This window comes from Paenibacillus sp. JT22N12 (assembly GCF_056269365.1).
This window is the reverse complement of sequence record NZ_JBWDNU010000012.1, coordinates 1-21056: the sequence shown is the minus strand read 5'-3', so window position 1 is coordinate 21056 and position 21056 is coordinate 1. Positions and strand designations below refer to the sequence as shown.

The window sequence follows — 21056 nt, the reverse complement described above, 5'->3', positions numbered from 1 at the left end:
ACCCCTCCGTTTTTCTTGTACTCTGTTATCCGGTCTGTCCTTGTATTATTTATTTCATCTTTAGTCAAGAAGAAACGACGGGTTATTTGACCGCCGCTCAGGATTGCTTGCTTATTAGCCTGCTGCCCGCCGTGCGTCTTCAAGAGCATCTTCCAGCGATTGCCCAAGCGGAATTACAGGCGACCAGCCAAGCGACCGGATCGCGCTGCAGTCTGCAGGCGCAGGCGACTGCGCCGCCGAATCGCCGACGGCGAATTCCAGCGGATATGACGCTAGCGATGTGAAGATGTCCGCAAGCTCCCCCAGCGTCCGCATGACTCCGGAGGCGACAGGGTAGATGCCGCCTTTGCCGCCATGGCGAAGCAGCAGCTCGTAAGCGCTCATGGCATCGCGGACATCCAGCAGGTCGCGGGTTTCGCTGCGCGATGACAGTCTCATCAGCTGCGGCCTGACGCTGTTGCCGGCAGCAGCCCGTTCGACCGCCGCTGTGTAGCGGGCAAGCAGCGAGCACAAGCCGGCGGACCTGCCCGGTCCGATCAGATTCGATGGCTCCGCGACAACGATATCCATTCCGTACAATGCCGACCAGCTCCGCGCCGTCAATACCTGCAGCGTCTTGCTCAAGCTGTACGGATGGGGAGGCTCAGGCGCTTCCCCGCCGGCAGGCAGCGGGAAGCGAAGCATCGATCCCACCACAAGAACGCGGCAGTTCAGGCTGCCCCTGTCGATCCGCCTGACCGCTTCCAGCAGATTGACGGTCCCCATCACATTGTTCGCAAGCGTATCGCCTGGATCGCTCCAGGAAGGCCCTACAGCATTCTTGCCAGCCATATGCAGGACATATTGAGGCTGCGCCGCGGCCAAGGCAGCGTTCGCCTGTTCGGGCAGCGACAGATCGCCTGACAGAACCTTATCAACATTATCAAGCCAGCGGAAGCCGCCGCCCAGACGAAGCTGGCGGACAAGCGCCGTCACCTCCCAGCCGGCTGAAGCAAAATAGCGGCAGGCGTGCTCCCCGCAGAATCCGCCCGCGCCCGTTATAAGTAAACGCGGGCGGCTCAATTCTCTGCCATCCATTCTGCCAGCTCCGCAATCATCACGGCAAAACGCGGCGCTTCGTACCGCCAATCCTCTCTTGTGCTTACAAGCGTCCTGTCGATCGTAATCTCGTCATCAGGCAGGATCGTCAGACGCTCCCGGCTGAAGTATTCGCGAAACAGCTTCAGCAGGGTCAGCTTGCTTACTGTCTCGCCAGCCGTCAAATGGATGAGACCGCCGATAGACGGCCGGGCAATCGCATAGCTGATTGCCTTGGCCAGCTCCAGTGTGGTGACCCCGTTCCACATTACGCGGGCGTAGCCGCTGACGGTTCCTTCCTGCTGCAAAAACCACTGCAGCAGACCGATTCCATTTGCTCTGATCTCCGGTCCGATAATAGAAGTACGGATCGTCAGATGCCGCGAGTGCTCTAATTCGCCAAGCGCCTTGCTCCGGGCGTACACGCTCGTGCCATCCGTTATGTCCGATTCCCGGTATCCGCCGCTTCTGCCGCTGAATACACAATCCGAGCTGATATGAATCAGCCGGGCATCCGTTTCATCCGCCAGATGTCCCAGCCAGTGCGGCAGCAGGCCGTTCACGGTATAAGCCGTAAGGGGATGGTCTTCCGCATCCTGGTTGAGAATGCCGACGGCGTTGATAATGACATCCGGACGCTGCTTGCGGATGACAGCAGCAACGGCTTCGCCATCTTGAGCATCAAGGAAAATGCCTTCATCTCCATGGATTGGAGAACGGGCCGTATAGACGACCTCGAACCCGCGCTCCATACGGAAGTATCGGACCAGCATATGCCCGGCCATTCCATGCCCGCCGACAATCAGCAGCTTCATGGCAGAAAACCTCCACGCACCAGCATGGTGCGGATTTCATCCAGGCTCATCAACGATTGGCTGGAGCTGAAGCTGTTGAATTTGACCGGCACATATTTGCTGTAATGCTCCCTGAGTCCCGGAATATCTATAGTGGGGAGTATGACCAAATAGGCGGTGTCATAGGTAACCGTCGTTGTGCTTTCGTGCTCTGTCAGCAGAATTTCGTGAATTTTCTCGCCCGGGCGAATGCCGGTTTCAATGATATCAGCCTGGATCCCGATCGCATCCATCAGCACCGCCGCCAAATCGACGATCCGGCATGTCGGCATGGTCATAACGAATATTTCGCCGCCCAGACTTTCCCCGGAAGCTTTGAACAACAGCTTGATGGCATCCTCCAGAGTAAGGAAGAAGCGGGTCATCCTCTTGTCGGTAATCCGGACCTGATGGCCGGTCTTGATTTGATTCATAAACAGATGCACCACGCTGCCGTTCGTGCCGAGCACATTGCCGCCGCGCACGCAGACGAATGTCGTATCCGAGCGGAGCAGATTGGCATACACGATCAGCTTCTCGCCGATTGCCTTGGTCATTCCGTAGAAATTGGAAGGATTGGCGGCTTTATCGGTTGAGATATAAATGACGCGCTTGACCTTGTTTGCGATCGCCGCTTCAATGACATTTTGCGTGCCGATCACGTTGGTTTTGAGCGCTTCATAGGGCTGATCCTCGCAAACGGGCACATGCTTGAGCGCGGCCAGATGATAAACATAATCCACCTCTTCACATGCGCGGGATAAGGCTTCTTTATCCCGGATATCACCGATGCAGAAGCTTAATCTGGAATCGTCGAAGGCGCGGCTCATCGCCACCTGACTTGATTCGTTGCGGGAAAAAATGATAATTTGCTTTGGCTTTTGCAGAAGCAGCTGACGGATCAGCTCGTATCCCCACGACCCGGTCCCCCCGGTTACCAGGATCCGCTGATTAGTGAACATCCCATTTCCCTCCAAGTACAAATTTGACCACTTTATCGGACACGTCATCCGCCAGATAGCCATCCGGACACTGCCATTTTGGCGGCAGGGCGGTCATAACCACCACCGCTTCTTCCATTCGCGCAGCTTTCAGGCCGCAGACCACATTGCTGCCGCAATCAACGGTTTCCGGCCGCTCGGTCGTCTGACGGATGGTGACCGTCGGCACATGGAACAGACAGCATTCCTCCTGCACGGTCCCGCTGTCCGTTATCGCACAGGCCGCATGCCGTTCCAGCTGAACAAAATCGAAGAATCCGAATGGCTCAAAGAATTCAACACGCTCATCCATCGCCATTCGTTCTTCTCCCTCGTCAATACGCGAGCGCGTCCGCGGATGAACGCTGCATATCAGCCGCTTGTTGAACCGCCTGGCGATACGGTTCAAGCCTTCCAGAATGCCCGCTAGCCGTTCCGGGGAATCCACGTTCTCGGCACGATGCGCCGTTACCAGCATATAGCCGCCCGGCGCAAGACCAAGCCGCTCCAATACATCGCTGGCCCCGATCTGCGGCATATAATGGCTGATTACCTCGTGAATTGGATTGCCTGTCAGCACGATCCGCCCGGCAGGGTACCCTTCGCGCAGCAAATTGCCTTTGCTGTATGAGGTGTACGGCATATTGATCGTGGATACGGCGTCGATAATCTTCCGGTTCTTCTCTTCCGGTACCGACAAGTCATAACAGCGGTTGCCCGCTTCCATGTGTACAACAGGTATTCCCATCCGCTCGGCCATGACGGCGCATAATGCGCTGTTCGTATCGCCAAGCAGCAGCACCACATCAGGCCGGTGCGCATTCAGAATGCCTTCGATCTCCCCGAACATGACGGCGAGCTGCCTGCCCAAGGAGAGCATGCTTTGACCCAGCCTGTAATCCGGCTGCCTGAGTCCAAGCTCTTCGAAGAAAATATCGCTGAGCGAGGGAGAGAAGTTCTGTCCCGTATGCACGAGCACATGCTCCTCAGCCAGCGCGTCCAGCTTTTGAATAATAAGGCTTAGACGTATAATTTCCGGGCGCGTGCCCAAAACCGTTACAACGCGCATTCTGTGATTCACCTTCCCTTTCCCCTGTCCAACGCTTCAGTGCCGCCTGCGCGACCTTGTTATGCCCGCAGCGGATTTTCGGCGGCGCTGCGGGCGCATGGTGCGCGTTCTGCGGGCGGCATGCCTGCGCCTTCTTGCAGCAGAGCTTCTTCTTCCCGGGAGCAGCTTTCTTCGCCGCCCTCTTCCGCGCCTTCCGTTTTTCCTTTTGCGGGTGACAGTCGATGCCTTTTTGCTGCTGCGGCCGATGGACATTCCATGCGGAAGTGCCGCAAGCATGGCATCCGGCACCTCTTTCACCTCTTCAAACCGGTAACCCTCATGAAGGAATGCCTCTTCCGAAGCAAAAGGCCGCAGGATGCCGTCCTCAAGCAAATAAACCGTTCCCGCCGTTCCCCTTACAACCTGTTTCTTCACCGGTGAAAACCCGGCGAGCAAGTCAATAAGCTTCCGGATCCGCTCCCTATACGCGGCTATGCCAAAAGCCGACACCGCCATTCTGGCGTTGCGCTCCCCGACGACCGCACGCTCCATTTCGTCGCCCAGCAGGCCGCTGACCTTCTGGAACAATCCGTCCACATTGCCGGTCTCCACAATATAGCGGCTATTGCCTGTGGCATTGGCGATTTCAGCCAATCCGCCGGAGCCGTACACCACAACCGGCTTGCCGAACACCATTCCTTCCAAAGCTGTCATTCCGAAGCCTTCCGGAGTCATGCTTGGAACAACAAGTACATCCATTGCCGGATAAATCGTTTCGATCTGCTCCTCGAAACGGATCCATCTGAAGCGGTCTATCACATTTTGTTCCCGGGCAAGGTTCAGACATTGTTCGAAATAATCGGTGTCCACCGGATTGCCGACAATCAGAAATACCGCCTTTTCGAAACGCTGCGCCACCGCCACCGCCATAAGCACAAAGTGCTCAAGTCCTTTGGCCGAGAAGATGGAGGACGAGATATAACCGACCAGTCTTTGATCATCTGCAATGCCAAGCTGCCTGCGGCGGTTCAATCGATGTCTGCGCCAGGTATCCTCGGCAAGCTCGGAATGCTGCCAGGAAGGCGGGATGAGTTTTGTTTTTGGCAGCATCTCGGATGTCCGCAGCGGAGCGAGCGCGGTCTCGGATATACCGACGATGCAATCGGAATACTGCCCGATTACGGCTGCGGCGGCAGGAGTATCCGGCGTCTGCCGCATCGCCTCCATAATCGTCCAGACCACAGGAATTCCCAGGAATTTGGCGGCCATTGCAGGAAGGGCGTGAACACATGTATTGGTCAGAACGATATTAGGCCGTTCGCGGTTGATGAGGCTGAACAGCTCCTGCCATGCCCCTCCCTGCTGTTCTATCCGGATATCCCCCTGAAAATGAGGGAGGGCCAAATAAAGCGAAACCACCAGCGGAACATCCTGGACTACCACCGGTATGCCAAGTGATCTGGCCTGCTGCGCAATGACCCCGTCTACCGGTACAACCAGCGTGCACGCGTAGCTCGGAAGCAGTTCGCGTATCATGAATATGAGGAGCTTCTCTGCTCCGGTCACATATTGCTGGCTGCAGATATGCGAGAAGATCAGCATTTTTGGTTTTGTATGTTTCACGCGCGATTGCCGTACCCGTTCCTTGGAACGAATACGTGTTCACCTCCTTCAACCCATTGAACCTTGGTTCTACAATATATTTAGGGGGCCATTCAATCGGCACGACACTTAGACCCATTCCATACGCACAAATATGACCGTTTCCCGTTACGGCTTGCGAAGCTTACAATGTTGTCAAGTCGCCGACAAATCCTTCATTTGCCGGGGGAGGATCTGGGAACAGGATCCCCAGCATCATATCGAGGCGATGCACGTACGTATGCTCAGTCATTGTCCGATACATCCCGCGCATGGCGATTTCCCGGCGTTCATCCTCGTGGTGCAAATAATATTCAATCTTGTCCACCATCTCCTGCGGGGAAGAATAGGTCACAATGTCGACCCCCGGCGTATAGAAGGAACCCAGATCGCTCCGGATATCGGTAAGCTGCAGCGCAGCGCAGGCCGATATTTCGAAGGTCCGCGGATTGGGTGAAACGGCTGTCACTGCAGCGCTGTTGTTATTGAATGTCTCGTCATCATGCGCGCGGTGCATATTAATAACGATCTTGGCTCCGTTATAGGTGTCCGCTGTTTCGCCGGGCCCCATCCAGCGTCCAAGCTCGATATGTTTGGACATGAGTTTAAAATCCTTCAATCTTTCCCACCAAATGCCGGAGATCAAGGTATCCTTGGTGGCCAAATACCGGGTAATCTGATCAAAAAAAGCAAGCCGGTTCACATAAGCCGAACCTACGAAGCAAATCTCATGACGTTGTGTGAGCTTCGGATTACGCGGTCTGAATTCCGCCGGGTAAGCCCCAAGCGGCAAATAATACACGTGTGGGCAGCCGAGATTGCGGTACATCTCCACGCAGTTCAGCTCCAATGTAAATACTTCATCGAAATGGAGGGACAAAGGTCCGGTAATGTCGGTGTAATAAGGATCATCCGTGAACCAGATTGCCGTCCGGATGCCGGCACGGCGCATCTCATCCGCATGGTATACATTGAACTGCAGCCCATCCAGCACAATAACGAGATCAGGTCTCAGCTGTTTGGCGATATCGGATACCGGTTCTGTGGAATTGGTGACGGATAATTGGCCGACCATGGATCTTAAAGTATTCGCGATCGCTTCATCCAGCGGCGAGTACGGAAAGCCTTTGCCCGTTGCGACGAACAGGACATGAATAGGCCTTACCCCGATTACGCGTTCCGTCCGCTTTAATACCGACTCGCATTGTCCGAACCAATAGCCATGATCAAAGCCTTGCCTGAAGGCCCTCTCCCTGCGGGCTTTATCTTGAATCAGCAGGTTTTTTCCCCTGCGGACTTTATCTTGAATCAGCAAGCTTTTCCGGTCGTTTCTCCTTTTGCGAAAAGAAGCCGCCACCTGCTTCACTCCTCTCTCCACGCATATGCGCTTGTTGTATTTACCATTGCAGCGTCGCCGCAAGCTGCTGAATGCGCGAAACAAATGTGTGCTCCACAAGAGTCCTGCGCAGCCCCCGCAGCGCAACTTCACGCCGCTGGTCTTCATGGGTTAAATAATAAGCCAGCTTGGCGTGCAGCTCTTCCGGATTGGCAAATGTCTCAATTTCGCTGCCAGGGTTATAGTAGCGCGGCAGATCCTCGCGCAAATCTGTAAGCTGCAGCGTCCCGCAAGCAGAAATTTCATAAGTGCGGGGGTTAATGGACCTCCCTGGCAGATTAAGCGAGTTTTTGTTGTCGGAGCCTGAAACGGTCGTGCGATGAAGGTTGATGACGATCTTGGCGCCGTTGTAGTAACGGATCGACTCCTCAACCGGCAGCCAGCCCATACGAATAACATGCTTCAAGCGGTCATAGTTCTTGAGCCGGGACCACAGGCCGCCCGCAATGAACACGCGCTGCTTGCTCAAAAAAGGCGCGATGGCGTCGAAGGTCTCCACCCGGTTCCAGAAGGCCTGCCCGATAAAACAGATATCGCTGCGGTATTTATCCTCGACCTGCTGCGGCTTGAACCACCCCGCATACACCGCCAGCGGCATATAATGGACGCTGGGACATCCCATCTGCCGGTAGATTTCGACGGTACTGAGCTCATGGGTCAGAACAACATCATATCGGGGAGCGATCAGGACCGTATCCGCCGTCATGTAAGGATCGTCCGCGAACCAGATCAAGGTTCGTACCCCAAGCTCCCTGACGGCAGCGACCTGCTCCAGATGATCGTCCGGAAACACGTGCATGCCATTTAACACAAACATCCAATCCGGCCTCAGCAGAGCGGCCTGTTCCGCCATTCGCCCCGGTTCGGATACATACAGCTCGCGGACGGTTAAGCTGAGCGCTTCGATAATTCCCTGATCGATGGATTCGAAGCCTTGCGGTATATAGAGGACTCGCACATCATGCTTAATCGGGGAAGGCGGCTGAATATGGCTTGCAAGCGACTCACAGGCGCCATCCCTCAATCCCTGCCTGTAGCCGTCGGCGTAACCCTTATGGGCATGCCGGGACTTGACTTGTTTCTTCGTATACATGACGCACGCTCCTGCCTTGTTTCTGTGGGAACTACCAACATATATATGCGGCTGACCCGCAAGGCTCATGGTCACTTGTCCTCCGCCTCTGTAAAATTGGCGTATGACCTGCCAGACGTTAGCGGATAGATGATTACTCCAAGCAGAAAAAGGCGTTATGACGGCGGCAAGTACCGTTCATAACACCTGATTGCAAACATAGTATAATTATGGAAGGCGAAACACATATTATAAGGGAATTTTCAATCTAGAGGAGGGTACGATTATTCATTTCTCTAAGAAGATAGTGGAGCCTATTCCCGAGGAACAAACGTCGATATGGACATGCACAAACGAAGAATGCTCCTGTTGGATGAGAGATAATTTCTCGTTCGGCGAAGAGCCGGCATGCCCCATCTGCAATTCCACCATGACCAGTGAAATCAGGTTGCTTCCCGTCCTCTCCAATGGGGCCAAAAAAGGATTTCAGTAATGGCGAATGTCAGGCTTCCTCAACCGGCTGAGCCATTTGAATGCGCTGGATGAAAGTCACGGCGGCAGCGGTGAGCGGCACATCCTTCAAGGTCGCAAGGCCGATTCCTCTTGGAGGAATCGGTTTTTTCAGCTGAATCTCATGAAGCTGGCCTGCGCGCAGCTCGCCGGTGATGAACGTTTTGACAACATATGCGATTCCAAGTCCCCTTCTGGCAAACTCCACTAACAAATCGACGCTCCCAAGCTCAATCTCCGGCTTGACCTGGCTCCCCTGCCGCTCCGCAAAGTGATCCAGATAGCTCCTGGTTGCGCTCCCCTTCTCCAGCAGCATGAGCGGGTACTCCATCAACTCCTCCCAGGCCATCGGTCTCGCCGCTAAATGCCTGAACGTCTCTCCTGCTATAAAGCAGTCCTCGATCCGCATCAATTCCCGGACTTCCACCGCCTTGTCCGACGCTGGCATGTTCACAATGCCCAGATCGATTTCCCCCTGCTTCAACAGTGTCATCGTCTCAGCCGTCGTCCGGTTGGTGACCTGAATTTTGATGGACGGGTACGCTTCATGGAAAGCCGCCAGATGCGGCAGCAGAACATGCTTGCACAGCGTATCTCCGGCCCCGATTTTGATTTCGCCTTCCGCAAGCTGATGCATACCGGCAATTCTCCGTTCGCCGTTCTGGATGAAATTGTAGGCCTGGGCGATATATTGGTACAATGCCTCTCCCTCAGCCGTCAGTTTAACGCCCCTCGAGGTCCGAAAGAAGAGCTGGCCGCCCAGCTGCGCTTCCAGCTGTTTGATCGTCTGGGTAACCGCCGGCTGGGTGATGAACAATTCTGCCGCCGCTTTGGACAAGCTGCCTGTCTTTGCCGTGAAATAAAACACGCGATACCATTCCAGATTTTGTATCATTCCATTATCCATCCTTATATCAGATATTATTAATATTAATTTTATTAATAGTATAACTCAACTTACAATAGGGATAGAAAGCAAATCTCTTTAGAAGGATGTGGGTATATGAGCGTTACGGCGGTGGTCGGAGCCAATTGGGGCGACGAAGGCAAGGGGAAAATGACCGATGCGCTTGCGGCAGAAGCGCGCTATGTGGTCCGCTATCAGGGGGGCAGCAATGCAGGACATACCATTATTAACAAATACGGCAAATTCGCGCTGCGCATGCTCCCGTCCGGCGTATTTTATGACACGGTCACCAATGTCATTGGTCCGGGGGTGGCGCTCAATATCTCCGATCTGTTCCGGGAGCTGGAAGCATTGACAGCAAGAGGCGTTCCGGAGCCCAACCTGCGTATTTCCGACCGTGCGCAGATTGTGCTTCCCTACCATAAACAACTCGACGAATTGGAAGAGCAGCGGCTGGGCGACCGTAAATTCGGGTCCACCCAGTCCGGCATTGCACCGTTCTATGCGGATAAAGCGGCAAAGCTGGGCATCCAGACGGCGGATTTATTTCATCGCGGCAGGTTGATGGACAGACTGGAAGCTGCGCTCACACCCAAAAATGTTCTACTGGAGCATCTGTATCGGGAACCGCAGCTGAGAGCGGCGGATATGCTGGAGGATTTAATCAAGCTGGGGGAAAAGCTCCGTCCTTATGTATGCGACACGACAGAGCTGCTTCAGCGCGCAGTTTCCCAAGGAGAGACGATTGTCGCAGAGGGACAGCTCGGGGCTCTTCGCGATCCGGATCACGGCATCTATCCATATTCCACATCATCCTCTACGTTAGCCGGCTATGCTTCAGTAGGCGCCGGTTTGCCGCCGCATGCGATAACGCGGATCGTAGCCGTCACGAAAGCTTATTCCAGCTCCGTAGGCGAAGGTCCTTTCACAGCGGAAATTGACGGGCCGATTGCCCATGAGCTGCGGCAGCGGGGCGGCGACGCGGGAGAGTACGGAGTCAACACCGGACGGCCCAGACGAATGGGATGGTTCGACGCGGTAGCGACCCGTTACGGCTGCATGCTGCAAGGGGCAACGGAAGCCGCGCTCACCAATCTGGATGTGCTCGGTTTCCTCGATGACATTCCGGTATGCGCCGCATACGAAATAGAGGGCACACAGACAACCCATTTCCCTGTGTCGGCAAGACTTGAACAGGCAAAGCCTGTTCTTGAAACGCTGCCTGGCTGGAAATCGGATATCTCCTCCATTCGCGAGTTTGACCGGCTCCCTCTGCAGGCGCAGAATTACGTTCTTTACCTGGAGCGCTTGATTGGCGTACCTGTCCGCTATATATCCGTCGGCCCCCGCAGAGAGCAACTGATTGAACGCTAATCCCTGAGGATGGGGTCAATCGATGTTGTTCCATATGTCTCTATTGCGCTGCGAAGAACCTGGTAATAATGTCCAGCATGCCGTCACGGGCCTGCCGGAATTGTTGATGCCGATGGCCATTCGCCCCCGAAGGGTGTGGAAATCCCCACAGGCATTGCCCTTCCTCAATCAGACCGCTGTTAACGAGAGAGCGGAACAGTTCTTCGACTGTCCGTCCCAAAGGAATAAACAGGGGCCGCTGCCGATTGAGCTGCATAATTTCCTCCCCGATGAATCGGAGCGCATACGGCCGCAGGTACGCAGACGTCATGAGCGGAGGCTGATGCCCGGTATAGTTCCTGCCCTGTACAAAAACAGGATAACGTAGCACCGAGGTGGTATGGAGGAGCTGACATCCCGGAGCAAACAGCGATTCCACATCGGGAAGTCCCACATAATGGTGAAGTCCAAGGTCTCTCAGCATTTGAAGCAGGTTCATGCGCATGGAGCCCGCGAATCTGGCGGCCGCCTTCGCATGACTGAACGCCTCTTCCTCCGTCAATCCCTGCCCGAACGCCTGCTTCAATGTCCGGTAGGCAATCTCCATCTGCCGCCAGCCGGGAGTAATCCCTGCAATAACAATGCCTGCCGATGGGTTTATGAGTTCATTATGGGGCGCATAATAGATCTCGATATCCCCATGCCGGTCGAACAATAAGCCTTCGATGAGCAAATCCTCTCGGCTGTAGCTGTTTTTCGGGGGAAGATCTTGTATGGCCTTCTTAAAGCGCTTGTAAACCTCTGATTCTATCAAGGCTTCTATCCCTTTTCCTGAGTTCTCTATGTGATTATAGCAAAATTCAGCCTGTTAATCCCTTCAACAGCCTGTTTCCCGATATCCCGGCACGCAAAATCGCCCTGCCCTTGTTCAACAAGGTGCAGGGCCATTCTTCTTCAACCGCGAATCGGGTGCCATGTGCTTTAGTCTATGGCTGCTGCTCGTAGGCAAGCTGATGTCCGTCCTCGAATCCTTTGGCAAATCCGGCGCTATAGCCCGCGTTATAGGACTGGTCGTAAGATGCGTTGAACGCTGTCTTACCTGCAGGAGCAGTCCTCCTGCGTGTCCTTCTGCGCTTAATTATCTTTCCTGTTTGCCTGAGAGACTTTTTCTTTGGTTTGATAGCTGTTCCGCTTCGGGCAACAGACCGTTTCTTGAGCTTGCCGTCCATACCCTTACGCGGAGCCCGCCGCTTTCCGGGCCCTGCCGCAGCCTGCCTCAGCCTATTCTTACGTGCTGGTATGCTCACATCTTTCTCCTCCCGTTTCATGTCAGCCTAGCTTTGATCCGGATTGCCGGCTGCTCCTGGCAGCAGTCCTGCCCGCAGCCAAGGCCTGCCAGGTTTCCCCTGCTTCGGCCGCCGCAGCCGGACAAGGCCCACAGTCTCGGCAATGGACAGCTGCATGGCGGTAAGCGATCGCATATTTTCGGAAATGGACTTCGCCATTCCGGGAGAATACTCGGAAATACCCGCAACACTGTCCAATATACGGGCAATTGCCTGCTGACTGTTCGCAATGGAACGGATCAGCTCAAGCCGGGCCTCCCATTCTTTTTGAAGGAGACTCATCAGTCACTGTCTCCAATCTCGAAGCCCCCGCCAAATCCGCCTCCGCTATCCTGATCGTGACGCAGCGCGGCCTTCAAGACATTCGCCATGCCTTGATTCAGCTTCGTCAGACCGTCAATCACTTCGATAAGCTGCTCATGTACAAGCAAGGTTTCCTTCAACTGCTCTTCCTGCTCCGTAAATGCATCGGGCGTGACGTGATTGCACAGCCAGCTTCGCACCTTCTCCGCTTCGACCGCTTTTGCTTCAAGAATCATCGCCACATTCCACTGCATCTTGGCGGAGGCATCGAGCATTCGCGCATACGCCGTTTCACGACTCAAAGCCCGCACTCTCCTTTGGCTCCGCCCCTATTCCTCATCCTCGCCGCCCAGTTCCTTCATAACGGTTGTCAAGGTTGCAGCCATCGTTTCCTGAAGTTCGGCAATACTGTTTAAATAAGCAACGAGGTTCTTGCTCACTGATTGGGATTGCTCCATCAGCTCGCTCACTCCGCCGAAATTCGGATGCTGATCCGGCAGCGCGTGTACGATCTGTGCCATCCGCACCGCCACATGCCGCTCTGCCTCCATGACGCGCGCCATCTGCTCGTGGGAACGGGACATATGCTCAATCATTTCCGTTACAATATGCTGCATATTTCGCTGTCCCTCCACTCTCTACAGCATATGCTCATATTTCAAGCATGATACTGCCATGAATATCGCTCTTCAAATGTATATGGTCACAAATATGGAGCTACCCGCGCCGGCGCAATGACAGGCAAGCCTTTCGTCAGCTGCTCAAGCTCATGGGCAGCCGGCAGCTGCTGCTGCGGCTTCAATACCAGCCCCCATGCTTCCGCCGCTGCCATACTGACTACCCTGCGCAAGGCTCTCTCATCCACCACATAAATCCATCCGTCCGCTGCCTTGAAGGTCTGGCCGTCCGGGAACTGCTCTCCTGCATCGAAATGGCCATGCCAGCGGGCCTCCACCTCTTCCGCGGATATTCCCTCCCCTATGGGCCAACGACGGAGATCCACCTGGGACAGCCGGGTAATCGGCACAGCAGGTTCACCCGCGACCGGTCTTCGCACTCCCCGTTCGATCCAGTACAGCGTTTCGCTAACTCCACGGGCAACGACCTGCTGAGGGAAAAAGGCTGTTTCTCCAACTGGCTGCTGTGCCGCCAATCCTGTGCGTTCCCGATGAAGGGGCAGCATTTCTTTCACTTGATGAACAAGATCATGGGGATTTCCCCACTTCTCCATATAGAACTGCATATTGTGATTATTGATTTTGGCCAAGTTCTCCCCAAGCCCCTTCATGCTGACACTGCCGTAATGATGAATGAAGGTATCGCGGGCGATTACAAGCGATTGCCCCTGCAGACGAACGCGGATATTGTAGTCGTCGTCCTCGAAGTTTCCGATCTCAAACCCTTCGTCCAGAAACCCGGTCCGCTCCCACAGCTCGCGGCGAAACAGCAGGCAGAATCCGGTCAAGCGGTCTGTGAACTGCCATTTTCCAGGATCGGAAATGTTGAAATGCTGTGCAAAACGGGGCATGTCGTTAATATCCAGATATGGCACTTCAACACGCTGATCGCCGCTTATATAATTGGTTACCGGACCGACCATACCGATTTTCGGATCGCTGTCGAGACACTTGAGCATGTTGCTCAACCAGCGCTCGGTAACAATCGTATCGTTGTTAAGGAGCAGCATCGTTGTCCCCTTCGCCATCATCATGCCGATATTAACGGCACCGGCGAACCCCTTGTTCGACTCCAGAACCCGGCAGCGGACCGCGCTGTCCGTTTTCCGCAGATATTCCGCCGTTCCGTCCACCGATGCATTGTCGACCACAATGATTTCATAAGGCAGATCGGTGTGCTCGCCAATACTCTCGATGCAATTCTTCAAATACTCCACTTGATTGTAGCTGGGAATTATAATGCTTGTTCCCTCGAACAGCGTTTTGAAGCTATCGAGTCCCGAGCGCAAGCCTTGCTCGTATCCGGCTTTGTGACCTTCCGGATACCCGCGCAGACTGCGTTTGGCGGATCTTCTGCCCGCCCTCCGCCTGTACATCTGCGTATGCCGTCTCTTCCGAATCATCAGCCTACGTCACTCCCATTTTTTCAAAGCGTCACTTTACCTTTGATGATGGCATCGGCCATATGTCCAAAATCCAGCGCCACCTTGCCCTGCTCCGCTGCAATTCGCCAGCATAGAACAACTGCGGGAATCCCTGCCGAAACCAGAGCAAGATCAAAAACGGCATGATGCGCCTCATCCATAACCCGGTCAATGTCGGCAAACCCTTTAACCGGACTGATCATGCCCGAAACCAGCAGGCCGTGACGGGTCAGCGTCTCCGCGAGTTCGGGTGCGGCGTTGCCAATAACAAGCAGTCTTTGCCCTGTCAGCAGACGGGTCAGCAGTCCGGCCTGATACAAGCCGTAATTTATCGTGGAATGGGTCATCCGCAATGCGCCGGGATCAAGACCGTGTCCGCGCATAACCGGATAAAGCAGCGGTTGAAAATGTTTTCGCCGTGATAACGGGACGCCGACGATCTGCGCATGCCGGATAGCCTGGGCCAGCTGGTCGCGCGCGCCTATATCGGGCGGCTGAACGCCTGCGTAGGGGAGAAATCCCCCTTCCTGCTTGACAATTCTGGCGTTGTAAACCACGTCCTGCGACAGGGCCAGCAGTTCTCCGTCTCCAAGCCGTACAACCGCACAAGGCGAGTTCGACGCCAAAGCCTGCATCATCTGCTCGAATACCTCATGCACATCCATCAGCCGATGGCACTGCGGTTTCAGCTGTTCGACCCCCAAGGCTATGACCTCCTGCAGTGTGACATCCGGAAGGAGCATATTTTGCGGCACTGCATTCTCCAGCCACTTCTCTCCGCCATCATACTGGCCGGTTTCAAATCCTCTGTTATATGCCTGCTCGGCAGTCTCCGGGACGTCCTCAGGCGTATGCTTCCCGAATTGATCCTTCTGGCCGGGCAATCCCGCCGTTCTTCGATTCAGGCGTTTGGAACGGGTACGAATCCCCAATCTTGTCCGCTTCCTGAATGCAGGGCTTTTTTTGATGGCCCGGCCGCGAATGCGGGAACGGCCTGCTCCCGAGCCTGAAGCCGGCTGCTTACCCGTTCTTGGAGCTTTCACCGGACGATGTACGCTCTCAGCCGCCGAAACCGGCACCCGGCGATCCTGACGGACCGGACCCGTTGTCTTGTTCAGGAGGGGCTTTCCTGCCCGGCCGCCACCGCTCATGGTACAGTTCCCATAAGCTTGATTGACGCTTCCTGCAGCGACTCGAAGGTTCCGGCATCGGTCCACCAGCCGTTCATCCGGCTATGCCGAAGCATGCCTTTGCTTGCATAAGCGTTGTTCACATCCGTGATTTCCAGCTCGCCCCGCTGAGAAGGCGCCTGCTCGTGGATTAATGTAAATACGGATGCATCAAATAAGTAAATGCCCGTCACGCAAAAGTCGGTTTGCGGCTGTTCCGGCTTTTCTTCGATTCGTTCAATCCTGCCTTTCGCATCAAAGACAGGAACGCCGTAACGCTCCGGATCCGGAACCTGTTTGAGCAGCACCATCGCGCCTTCTGACTGCTTCGCGAAAGCCTCCAGATGGGGCTTCAGCGGCTCCTCAAACAAATTGTCGCCAAGCAGGACCAGGAATTTGTCTTCGCTGCCGACAAAAGGCTGAGCAAGCTCCAACGCCTGGGCAATCCCGCCCGCCTGCTCCTGAATGCGATAGGTCAGGGATATCCCGTAATCGCGTCCGCTGCCCAGGAAATCTGTAAACATTCCCGCCGCCTCGCGTCCTGTGACGAGCAGAATATCGGTTATGCCCGCTTCTCTCAATTTGATCAGGCTGTAGCATATCATCGGAAGCCTGCCAACCGGCAGCAAATGTTTATTCATCAGTTTGGTCAGCGGAAAAAGCCGCGTTCCCGTTCCGCCAGCCAAGATAACAGCTCTCAAAATTATGACCTCCTCAGGTTTTTCGTAAGAAAAACCGACATCGTAAGCATTCACAAGCTAGATAAATATGCCGGGATCGACCTGCCACTTGTCGATGAACCGCTGCCGATTTTGTTCGACAAGCCGCTGCAGCTCCATGCTGTCGCCCCGCTTGAAGCTTGCGCTGCCCTGGTGGTGAACAAATACATTCCGGCACATCAATAAGCTGTACCCGCTCATCCGGGCCCGGAAGCAATAGTCATCGTCCTCGTAATGGCCGGGCGAAAATCTCTCGTCCAGCTCGCCGATACGCTCGTAAAGCGTGCGCCCGAACAGCATGCAAAAGCCCACAAGCCGATGAACAGGCTGCACTTGCTCGCCTGACTGGGTCAGCACTTCCTTGGCGACGCGATGGAACTCGTTCATGGAGTGAAAAGGGTAATCCACCTGCTGCTTCCCGCTGGCATAATTCGTCACTGGACCGACGATGCCGATCTTCCCGTCGCTGTTAAGCGCCTGCAGCAAAGCTGCCAGCCAGCCGTGCGAAACGGTTACGTCATTGTTCAGCAGCATCAGGCAATCGCCGCGCGCAAACCGAAGCCCCTTGTTGCAGGCCATAGGGAAACCGGTATTGCGGGGTAAAGAAATAAAGGCGAGCTGCTCCTGAAGACACCACCCACTCGTACCGTCAGTTGAACCATTATCCACGATAATAATCTCATATGGAGTATCCTGCTGGCTGGTATAAGAACGGATGGACGCCACCGCCTGCTGGACCAGATCAAGTCCGTTATAGGTCGGTATCACAATGCTCGTAAGCTTCATCAGCCTTCACCTCCAACCGCCCCGCGGCGTCTGGACCGGTCGGGATGAAGCAGCCGGTTCCCGTTCAGAGCCATAGCCGCCTTCAATGCGGTAAGATGCGCGTATGCGGCATGTTTATTCGCTGCGTGAAGACCATCAGCGCGTCTGTTCCCGCTGCCAGCCCCGCCCCTGCTTACATTGCGGCAGACTGCAATATTCAGGCGGTGATGGATTGCAGCTTGCTGGGCAACCGGCGGCAGTGCGAGCGAGGCCTCCCCAACCAGTCTCAGTGCTTTTGCCGACCAGGCGCATGGCAGCTCCTGATTGGAATTGGCGAGCAAATCCGGACGGCCCAATGACAGGTTGATAAAAGCTTTCACGCGCGACAGTTCATCCCAATCCCGGAATAAACCCAGAGAATCGGATGTATCGCTGAGCGCAACATCGGCGCCGCTGTCCACTGCCGCAAGAAGAGGCGCCAGACGCTCAGCCGGTATCGGAACATGGCCGTCGCAGAACAGGATGGAATCCGTCCGCAGCAGCCTGGCACCTATGGAGCGCCCCATATCGCGTTCGAGCATCGTTCCTGCATGCACAATGGTGATGCCCGGCATTTGGCTAAGCGTGTGATAGTCGCCTCCAGCCGCATCCTCAAGCACAACAATGATTTCCTGCAGCGGCAAACGCATCAGCTCCTGCAGCGATGCAGGCTCGGCTGCCATCCCTCTTCCGGCAAGGACGACTGCAGCAGCTGAGCCCTGCAGCGGTACGGGCAGCCAGCTCTGCCTGTTTAAACGGAGCCCATCCATATATCCATCCGCATACGCTTTTCCCTGCAGCAGCAGGCTTTTGCTCAAGCTGCCATTCAGCCGGTGTCTGCGCGACCAGCTCTCGTTCAGTCTTAGCCTCAGCTCATCGGATTGCGGGATGGCTCCTGCTTCCCGCAGCAAAGCAGCATCGCGCAAGCCAGCGTTATAGGAGGCGCCTTGATTGGCTGAGGATCGTTTTAATGGCTTTGCACCGCGTGCGCGTCTCCTTCCTCCCGGGGATGAACGGGTACGAATCTTCCGAAAGGAGGGCTTGCGTTTGATTCCTGCTGCTGCCGGTTTCGCCTTTCGCATATACTCACCTTGCCTTCTCCCGATTTTGCTGCCAAAGCGTGAAGCCGCCAAGGCTGTCCGTCTGCCGCATCAGCCAATCAATAGCCTCCAGATGATCGCCGACAATCAGATGCTCAAGCGGATTGAGTCTTTCCCGGCGCGTACGTTGCAGATTCAGTTTCCCCACGTTAACAGGATGTACGGCGCGGACGTTAAGCCCAAGCTGCACCGCTTTGGCATGCGCTAATGGGGGGACTGACAGCGCATCTGCGCCAATCACTTCAAGAGCATGCCGGCTTATCGCATGAGGCACCGCTGTCATCGAGGTTCCTCTCAGCTCCGGTCTTCCCAGCAGCGAATTAAGCGCATGTTTGGCAAGAACAACGCTGTGGACGACCTGTTTGCGGATTGGGCCGGAGTAATCGTTGAGCGCCACGTCAACGCCTCCATCCAGAACTGCGTGAATGTACGGCTTGAGCGCCGCACTGCTAATGACCATATCCCCGTCGATAAAGAGCAGCACCCGCCCCTTTGCGGCAGACGCTCCTACACCGCGTCCTACATCATGACCCAGCGGTTCAGAGAATTCGATCACATGGGCTCCATTACGCCGGGCTATTGCGGCCGAACCATCCGTCGATCCATTCGCAACCACAATGATCTCCACTTGGGGATGAGTTCGTTTTGCCTCCTGAATCACACGGGCAATTGAGCGGCGTTCATTCATGACCGGAATAATAACGGAGACGACCGGCTCCGCCCCGGCAGCCGCGCGGGTAACAATTGGATGGGCGCTTCCTTCAATCGGTGTAAATGGTTCTATACTTTCCGGATGGCGATCCACAGGCTTAAAGGCTGCCCGGCTGCGCTGCAAGCTTCGGCTGCGCCTGGACAATCCTGCGGGACGCGGCCGAAACTTCGTTGTCCTGCTCTTGGTCGGAATCTTACGGAACCCGGCGGAACCTGACGCTCTGCGCTTGGCGGCAGTCCTGACCGCGCCGGACCCGGACGGCTTCTTCCCCCCGGCTGGCGCAATGCCTGTGGCGGGACGCCTTCCCGCGACCTTTACCTTTACCTTGCGTGCGGGACGGGAAGCCGGCGTTCCTGCTTTCCCATTCCGGCTGGAATGCAAGTAGACCCGCTTCGATTGAACGGTATCGTTTCCCATGGACAGACCCATTGCCGGCGATGTTAATCGGGAACCCGGGTTCTTCCCTGAAGGGTGATTGCCGATATTCACAGCTGCGCGGTATTGCATGTCTTTGCTAACCCAAAAGGGATTCCTGATTCTGATCACCTCTTCGTCAATTGCGCTTTGCTCGTGTATGCAAGACAAAGACAGTCCTTTTACAACTTATTGTATGGACGCGTAAGGTCAAGAGGCACGGCTGTTGTACGTGAGACAGCGGCCTTTCAGGTCTGATTTGGAGAAAGCCGGACAAGTCCTCAACCGCAGCCGGCATGGAAAAGTCCGACACCCGTTTATTTGTAAGTGTCGGACTTCTTTAATCGAAAATTTTATATCTTTGACACGGTAAGAAGGAGCATCATAATCGGATGACCGCGATCCTGGCATCGGATATTGGAACTATTTGCTGCCTATGGCAATCCAATTGATGAATCCGACGGGCTCGGGGGAGATTCGCGTGCGCACGACAGTCAGTTCTGCGCTGTCAGCCGTTTTTGATTTTATTGTCGCATAACAGGACAGCTGATCGGCCGTAGCAACAAGAACGTAGACATCGCTTGCGAACGGTTGGTCGAATGTAACGGTCAGCTCCAGCTGCTCGCCCTGCCCTGCAAAATTGTAAGGAATCAATCCGAATTGCTGACAGATTGCCGGACTGACCTGCAGCTCCGCATCCTGGGTATCATCGGCTGGAAGCTGTTCGGAGGCTGGGGGATTCACATCCTGGATCAGGGATGCCAACACATCCGGAGCGAAATGCTTCACAGTAAGCGTACCGGGCGCGATTTTATCCCCTGTCACTGCCTCGTCGCACAGCAGGTCGCTTTCAATGGAGCCGGCAATAATATTTGCCGTTGTAATGGATCCAGGCGCGATTTTACCCAGTATTACGGCTCCTGCTTGCAGCTGTTCCTGACCGACCGCTTCAGCCGCCAGCTTCTCGCTTGTAACTGCTCCTGCTGCCAGTGCTTCCGTAGTGACAGCCCCGGGAGCAAGCTTCTCGTTCGTCACCGATCCCGCTGCCAGCTTTGTCGCGGTAACTGCGCCCTCCGCGAGCTTCGCTTCCGTCACCGCGCCTGCTTGCAGCTGTTCCTGACCGACCGCTTCAGCCGCCAGCTTCGCGTTTGTGACTGCTCCTGCCGCCAATGCTTCCGTAATGACAGCCTCGGGAGCAAGCTTCTCGTTCGTCACCGATTCCGCTGCCAGCTTTGTCGCGGTAACTGCGCCCTCCGCGAGCTTCGCTTCCGTCACTGCGCCTGCTTGCAGCTGTTCCTGACCGACCGCTTCAGCCGCCAGCTTCTCGCTTGTAACTGCTCCTGCTGCCAATGCTTCCGTAGGAACGGCCTCGGGAGCAAGCTTCTCGTTCGTCACCGATCCCGCTGCCAGCTTTGTCGCCGTAACTGAGCCCTCCGCGAGCTTCGCTTCCGTCACTGCGCCTGCTTGCAGCTGTTCCTGACCGACCGCTTCAGCCGCCAGCTTCTCGCTTGTAACTGCTCCTGCTGACAATGCTTCCGTAATGACAGCCTCGGGAGCAAGCTTCTCGTTCG

General features: G+C 55.4%; 22 protein-coding genes. 2 read left to right on the top strand and 20 right to left on the bottom strand.

The window, feature by feature from the left end; all coding sequences use genetic code 11:
* Positions 1–114: 114 nt before the first annotated feature.
* The 7 genes from AC0YOA_RS29975 to AC0YOA_RS29945 form a co-directional block, all read right to left on the bottom strand.
* Entirely contained in the window at positions 115–1077 is a 963-nt protein-coding gene (locus tag AC0YOA_RS29975; RefSeq protein ID WP_475789744.1) for an NAD-dependent epimerase/dehydratase family protein, read from the bottom strand.
* Positions 1059–1892, bottom strand: coding sequence for a dTDP-4-dehydrorhamnose reductase family protein (locus tag AC0YOA_RS29970; RefSeq protein ID WP_475789743.1), 834 nt, complete (start codon positions 1890–1892; stop codon positions 1059–1061). Before AC0YOA_RS29970 ends, AC0YOA_RS29975 begins: the two co-directional genes overlap by 19 nt.
* On the bottom strand, positions 1889–2872 hold the full coding sequence (locus tag AC0YOA_RS29965) for a polysaccharide biosynthesis protein (RefSeq protein WP_475789742.1): 984 nt from the start codon (positions 2870–2872) through the stop codon (positions 1889–1891). Before AC0YOA_RS29965 ends, AC0YOA_RS29970 begins: the two co-directional genes overlap by 4 nt.
* Positions 2862–3959, bottom strand: a complete 1098-nt coding sequence (wecB, locus tag AC0YOA_RS29960) for a non-hydrolyzing UDP-N-acetylglucosamine 2-epimerase (protein WP_475789874.1) — start codon at positions 3957–3959, stop codon at positions 2862–2864. Before wecB ends, AC0YOA_RS29965 begins: the two co-directional genes overlap by 11 nt.
* 36 nt (positions 3960–3995) lie before the next feature.
* A complete protein-coding gene (locus AC0YOA_RS29955) occupies positions 3996–5561 on the bottom strand; it encodes a glycosyltransferase family 4 protein (RefSeq protein WP_475789741.1) in 1566 nt (521 codons plus the stop codon).
* A 163-nt stretch (positions 5562–5724) separates the two neighbouring features.
* A complete protein-coding gene (locus AC0YOA_RS29950; protein ID WP_475789740.1) occupies positions 5725–6936 on the bottom strand; it encodes a CgeB family protein in 1212 nt (403 codons plus the stop codon).
* Between the two features lie 40 nt (positions 6937–6976).
* Entirely contained in the window at positions 6977–8068 is a 1092-nt protein-coding gene (locus AC0YOA_RS29945) for a CgeB family protein (protein ID WP_475789739.1), read from the bottom strand.
* Positions 8069–8306: 238 nt separating this feature from the next.
* Between AC0YOA_RS29945 and AC0YOA_RS29940 the strand changes: the two genes are divergently transcribed.
* Positions 8307–8540: a cold-shock protein gene (locus tag AC0YOA_RS29940; protein ID WP_379219636.1), complete on the top strand. Its 234-nt coding sequence runs from the start codon at positions 8307–8309 to the stop codon at positions 8538–8540.
* A 9-nt stretch (positions 8541–8549) separates the two neighbouring features.
* On the opposite strand, the gene AC0YOA_RS29935 is transcribed toward AC0YOA_RS29940, so the two are convergent.
* A complete protein-coding gene (locus AC0YOA_RS29935) occupies positions 8550–9452 on the bottom strand; it encodes a LysR family transcriptional regulator (protein WP_475789738.1) in 903 nt (300 codons plus the stop codon).
* Between the two features lie 108 nt (positions 9453–9560).
* Here AC0YOA_RS29935 and AC0YOA_RS29930 point away from each other — a divergent pair, with 108 nt between their 5' ends.
* Positions 9561–10838, top strand: coding sequence for an adenylosuccinate synthase (locus AC0YOA_RS29930; RefSeq protein WP_475789737.1), 1278 nt, complete (start codon positions 9561–9563; stop codon positions 10836–10838).
* A gap of 40 nt (positions 10839–10878) precedes the next feature.
* Here the strand turns inward: AC0YOA_RS29930 and AC0YOA_RS29925 are convergent, their stop codons facing one another.
* From AC0YOA_RS29925 to AC0YOA_RS29870, 12 genes are all read right to left on the bottom strand, one after another.
* Positions 10879–11631 (bottom strand): hypothetical protein, encoded by a 753-nt coding sequence (locus AC0YOA_RS29925; RefSeq protein ID WP_475789736.1) that lies wholly within the window; start codon positions 11629–11631, stop codon positions 10879–10881.
* Between the two features lie 172 nt (positions 11632–11803).
* The gene (locus AC0YOA_RS29920) at positions 11804–12124 is read right to left on the bottom strand and encodes a hypothetical protein (RefSeq protein ID WP_475789735.1); all 321 of its coding nucleotides are present in this window, start codon (positions 12122–12124) and stop codon (positions 11804–11806) included.
* A gap of 27 nt (positions 12125–12151) precedes the next feature.
* On the bottom strand, positions 12152–12445 hold the full coding sequence (locus tag AC0YOA_RS29915) for a hypothetical protein (RefSeq protein WP_475769167.1): 294 nt from the start codon (positions 12443–12445) through the stop codon (positions 12152–12154).
* The gene (locus AC0YOA_RS29910; RefSeq protein ID WP_475789734.1) at positions 12445–12768 is read right to left on the bottom strand and encodes an alpha-helical endospore appendage domain-containing protein; all 324 of its coding nucleotides are present in this window, start codon (positions 12766–12768) and stop codon (positions 12445–12447) included. The genes AC0YOA_RS29915 and AC0YOA_RS29910 overlap by 1 nt, the downstream gene beginning before the upstream one ends.
* Before the next feature lie 27 nt (positions 12769–12795).
* Positions 12796–13083, bottom strand: coding sequence for a nucleoside-diphosphate sugar epimerase (locus tag AC0YOA_RS29905; RefSeq protein WP_210037225.1), 288 nt, complete (start codon positions 13081–13083; stop codon positions 12796–12798).
* Positions 13084–13169: 86 nt separating this feature from the next.
* Positions 13170–14546 (bottom strand): glycosyltransferase family 2 protein, encoded by a 1377-nt coding sequence (locus AC0YOA_RS29900; protein ID WP_475789733.1) that lies wholly within the window; start codon positions 14544–14546, stop codon positions 13170–13172.
* Positions 14547–14569: 23 nt separating this feature from the next.
* Positions 14570–15718: a GT-D fold domain-containing protein gene (locus tag AC0YOA_RS29895; RefSeq protein WP_475789732.1), complete on the bottom strand. Its 1149-nt coding sequence runs from the start codon at positions 15716–15718 to the stop codon at positions 14570–14572.
* Positions 15715–16437, bottom strand: a complete 723-nt coding sequence (locus AC0YOA_RS29890; RefSeq protein ID WP_210037222.1) for a sugar phosphate nucleotidyltransferase — start codon at positions 16435–16437, stop codon at positions 15715–15717. The genes AC0YOA_RS29895 and AC0YOA_RS29890 overlap by 4 nt, the downstream gene beginning before the upstream one ends.
* A gap of 57 nt (positions 16438–16494) precedes the next feature.
* Positions 16495–17241, bottom strand: a complete 747-nt coding sequence (locus AC0YOA_RS29885) for a glycosyltransferase family 2 protein (protein WP_475789731.1) — start codon at positions 17239–17241, stop codon at positions 16495–16497.
* Positions 17241–18341, bottom strand: a complete 1101-nt coding sequence (locus AC0YOA_RS29880) for a hypothetical protein (protein ID WP_475789730.1) — start codon at positions 18339–18341, stop codon at positions 17241–17243. The genes AC0YOA_RS29885 and AC0YOA_RS29880 overlap by 1 nt, the downstream gene beginning before the upstream one ends.
* Before the next feature lie 4 nt (positions 18342–18345).
* Entirely contained in the window at positions 18346–19578 is a 1233-nt protein-coding gene (locus tag AC0YOA_RS29875; protein WP_475789729.1) for a glycosyltransferase family 2 protein, read from the bottom strand.
* A gap of 330 nt (positions 19579–19908) precedes the next feature.
* The coding region (locus AC0YOA_RS29870) for a WIAG-tail domain (RefSeq protein ID WP_475789728.1) at positions 19909–21056 on the bottom strand (1148 nt) is incomplete at its 5' end.

What these genes read in the sequence shown, in the direction of transcription:
- AC0YOA_RS29975 (WP_475789744.1), bottom strand. Translation starts at nt 1,077, where the DNA reads ATGGATGGCAGAGAATTGAGCCGCCCGCGTTTACTTATAACGGGCGCG.
- AC0YOA_RS29970 (WP_475789743.1), bottom strand. Translation starts at nt 1,892, where the DNA reads ATGAAGCTGCTGATTGTCGGCGGGCATGGAATGGCCGGGCATATGCTG.
- AC0YOA_RS29965 (WP_475789742.1), bottom strand. Translation starts at nt 2,872, where the DNA reads ATGTTCACTAATCAGCGGATCCTGGTAACCGGGGGGACCGGGTCGTGG.
- wecB (WP_475789874.1), bottom strand. Translation starts at nt 3,959, where the DNA reads ATGCGCGTTGTAACGGTTTTGGGCACGCGCCCGGAAATTATACGTCTA.
- AC0YOA_RS29945 (WP_475789739.1), bottom strand. Translation starts at nt 8,068, where the DNA reads ATGTATACGAAGAAACAAGTCAAGTCCCGGCATGCCCATAAGGGTTAC.
- AC0YOA_RS29935 (WP_475789738.1), bottom strand. Translation starts at nt 9,452, where the DNA reads ATGATACAAAATCTGGAATGGTATCGCGTGTTTTATTTCACGGCAAAG.
- AC0YOA_RS29930 (WP_475789737.1), top strand. Translation starts at nt 9,561, where the DNA reads ATGAGCGTTACGGCGGTGGTCGGAGCCAATTGGGGCGACGAAGGCAAG.
- AC0YOA_RS29915 (WP_475769167.1), bottom strand. Translation starts at nt 12,445, where the DNA reads ATGAGTCTCCTTCAAAAAGAATGGGAGGCCCGGCTTGAGCTGATCCGT.
- AC0YOA_RS29905 (WP_210037225.1), bottom strand. Translation starts at nt 13,083, where the DNA reads ATGCAGCATATTGTAACGGAAATGATTGAGCATATGTCCCGTTCCCAC.
- AC0YOA_RS29900 (WP_475789733.1), bottom strand. Translation starts at nt 14,546, where the DNA reads ATGATTCGGAAGAGACGGCATACGCAGATGTACAGGCGGAGGGCGGGC.
- AC0YOA_RS29895 (WP_475789732.1), bottom strand. Translation starts at nt 15,718, where the DNA reads ATGAGCGGTGGCGGCCGGGCAGGAAAGCCCCTCCTGAACAAGACAACG.
- AC0YOA_RS29885 (WP_475789731.1), bottom strand. Translation starts at nt 17,241, where the DNA reads ATGAAGCTTACGAGCATTGTGATACCGACCTATAACGGACTTGATCTG.
- AC0YOA_RS29880 (WP_475789730.1), bottom strand. Translation starts at nt 18,341, where the DNA reads ATGCGAAAGGCGAAACCGGCAGCAGCAGGAATCAAACGCAAGCCCTCC.
- AC0YOA_RS29875 (WP_475789729.1), bottom strand. Translation starts at nt 19,578, where the DNA reads ATGCAATACCGCGCAGCTGTGAATATCGGCAATCACCCTTCAGGGAAG.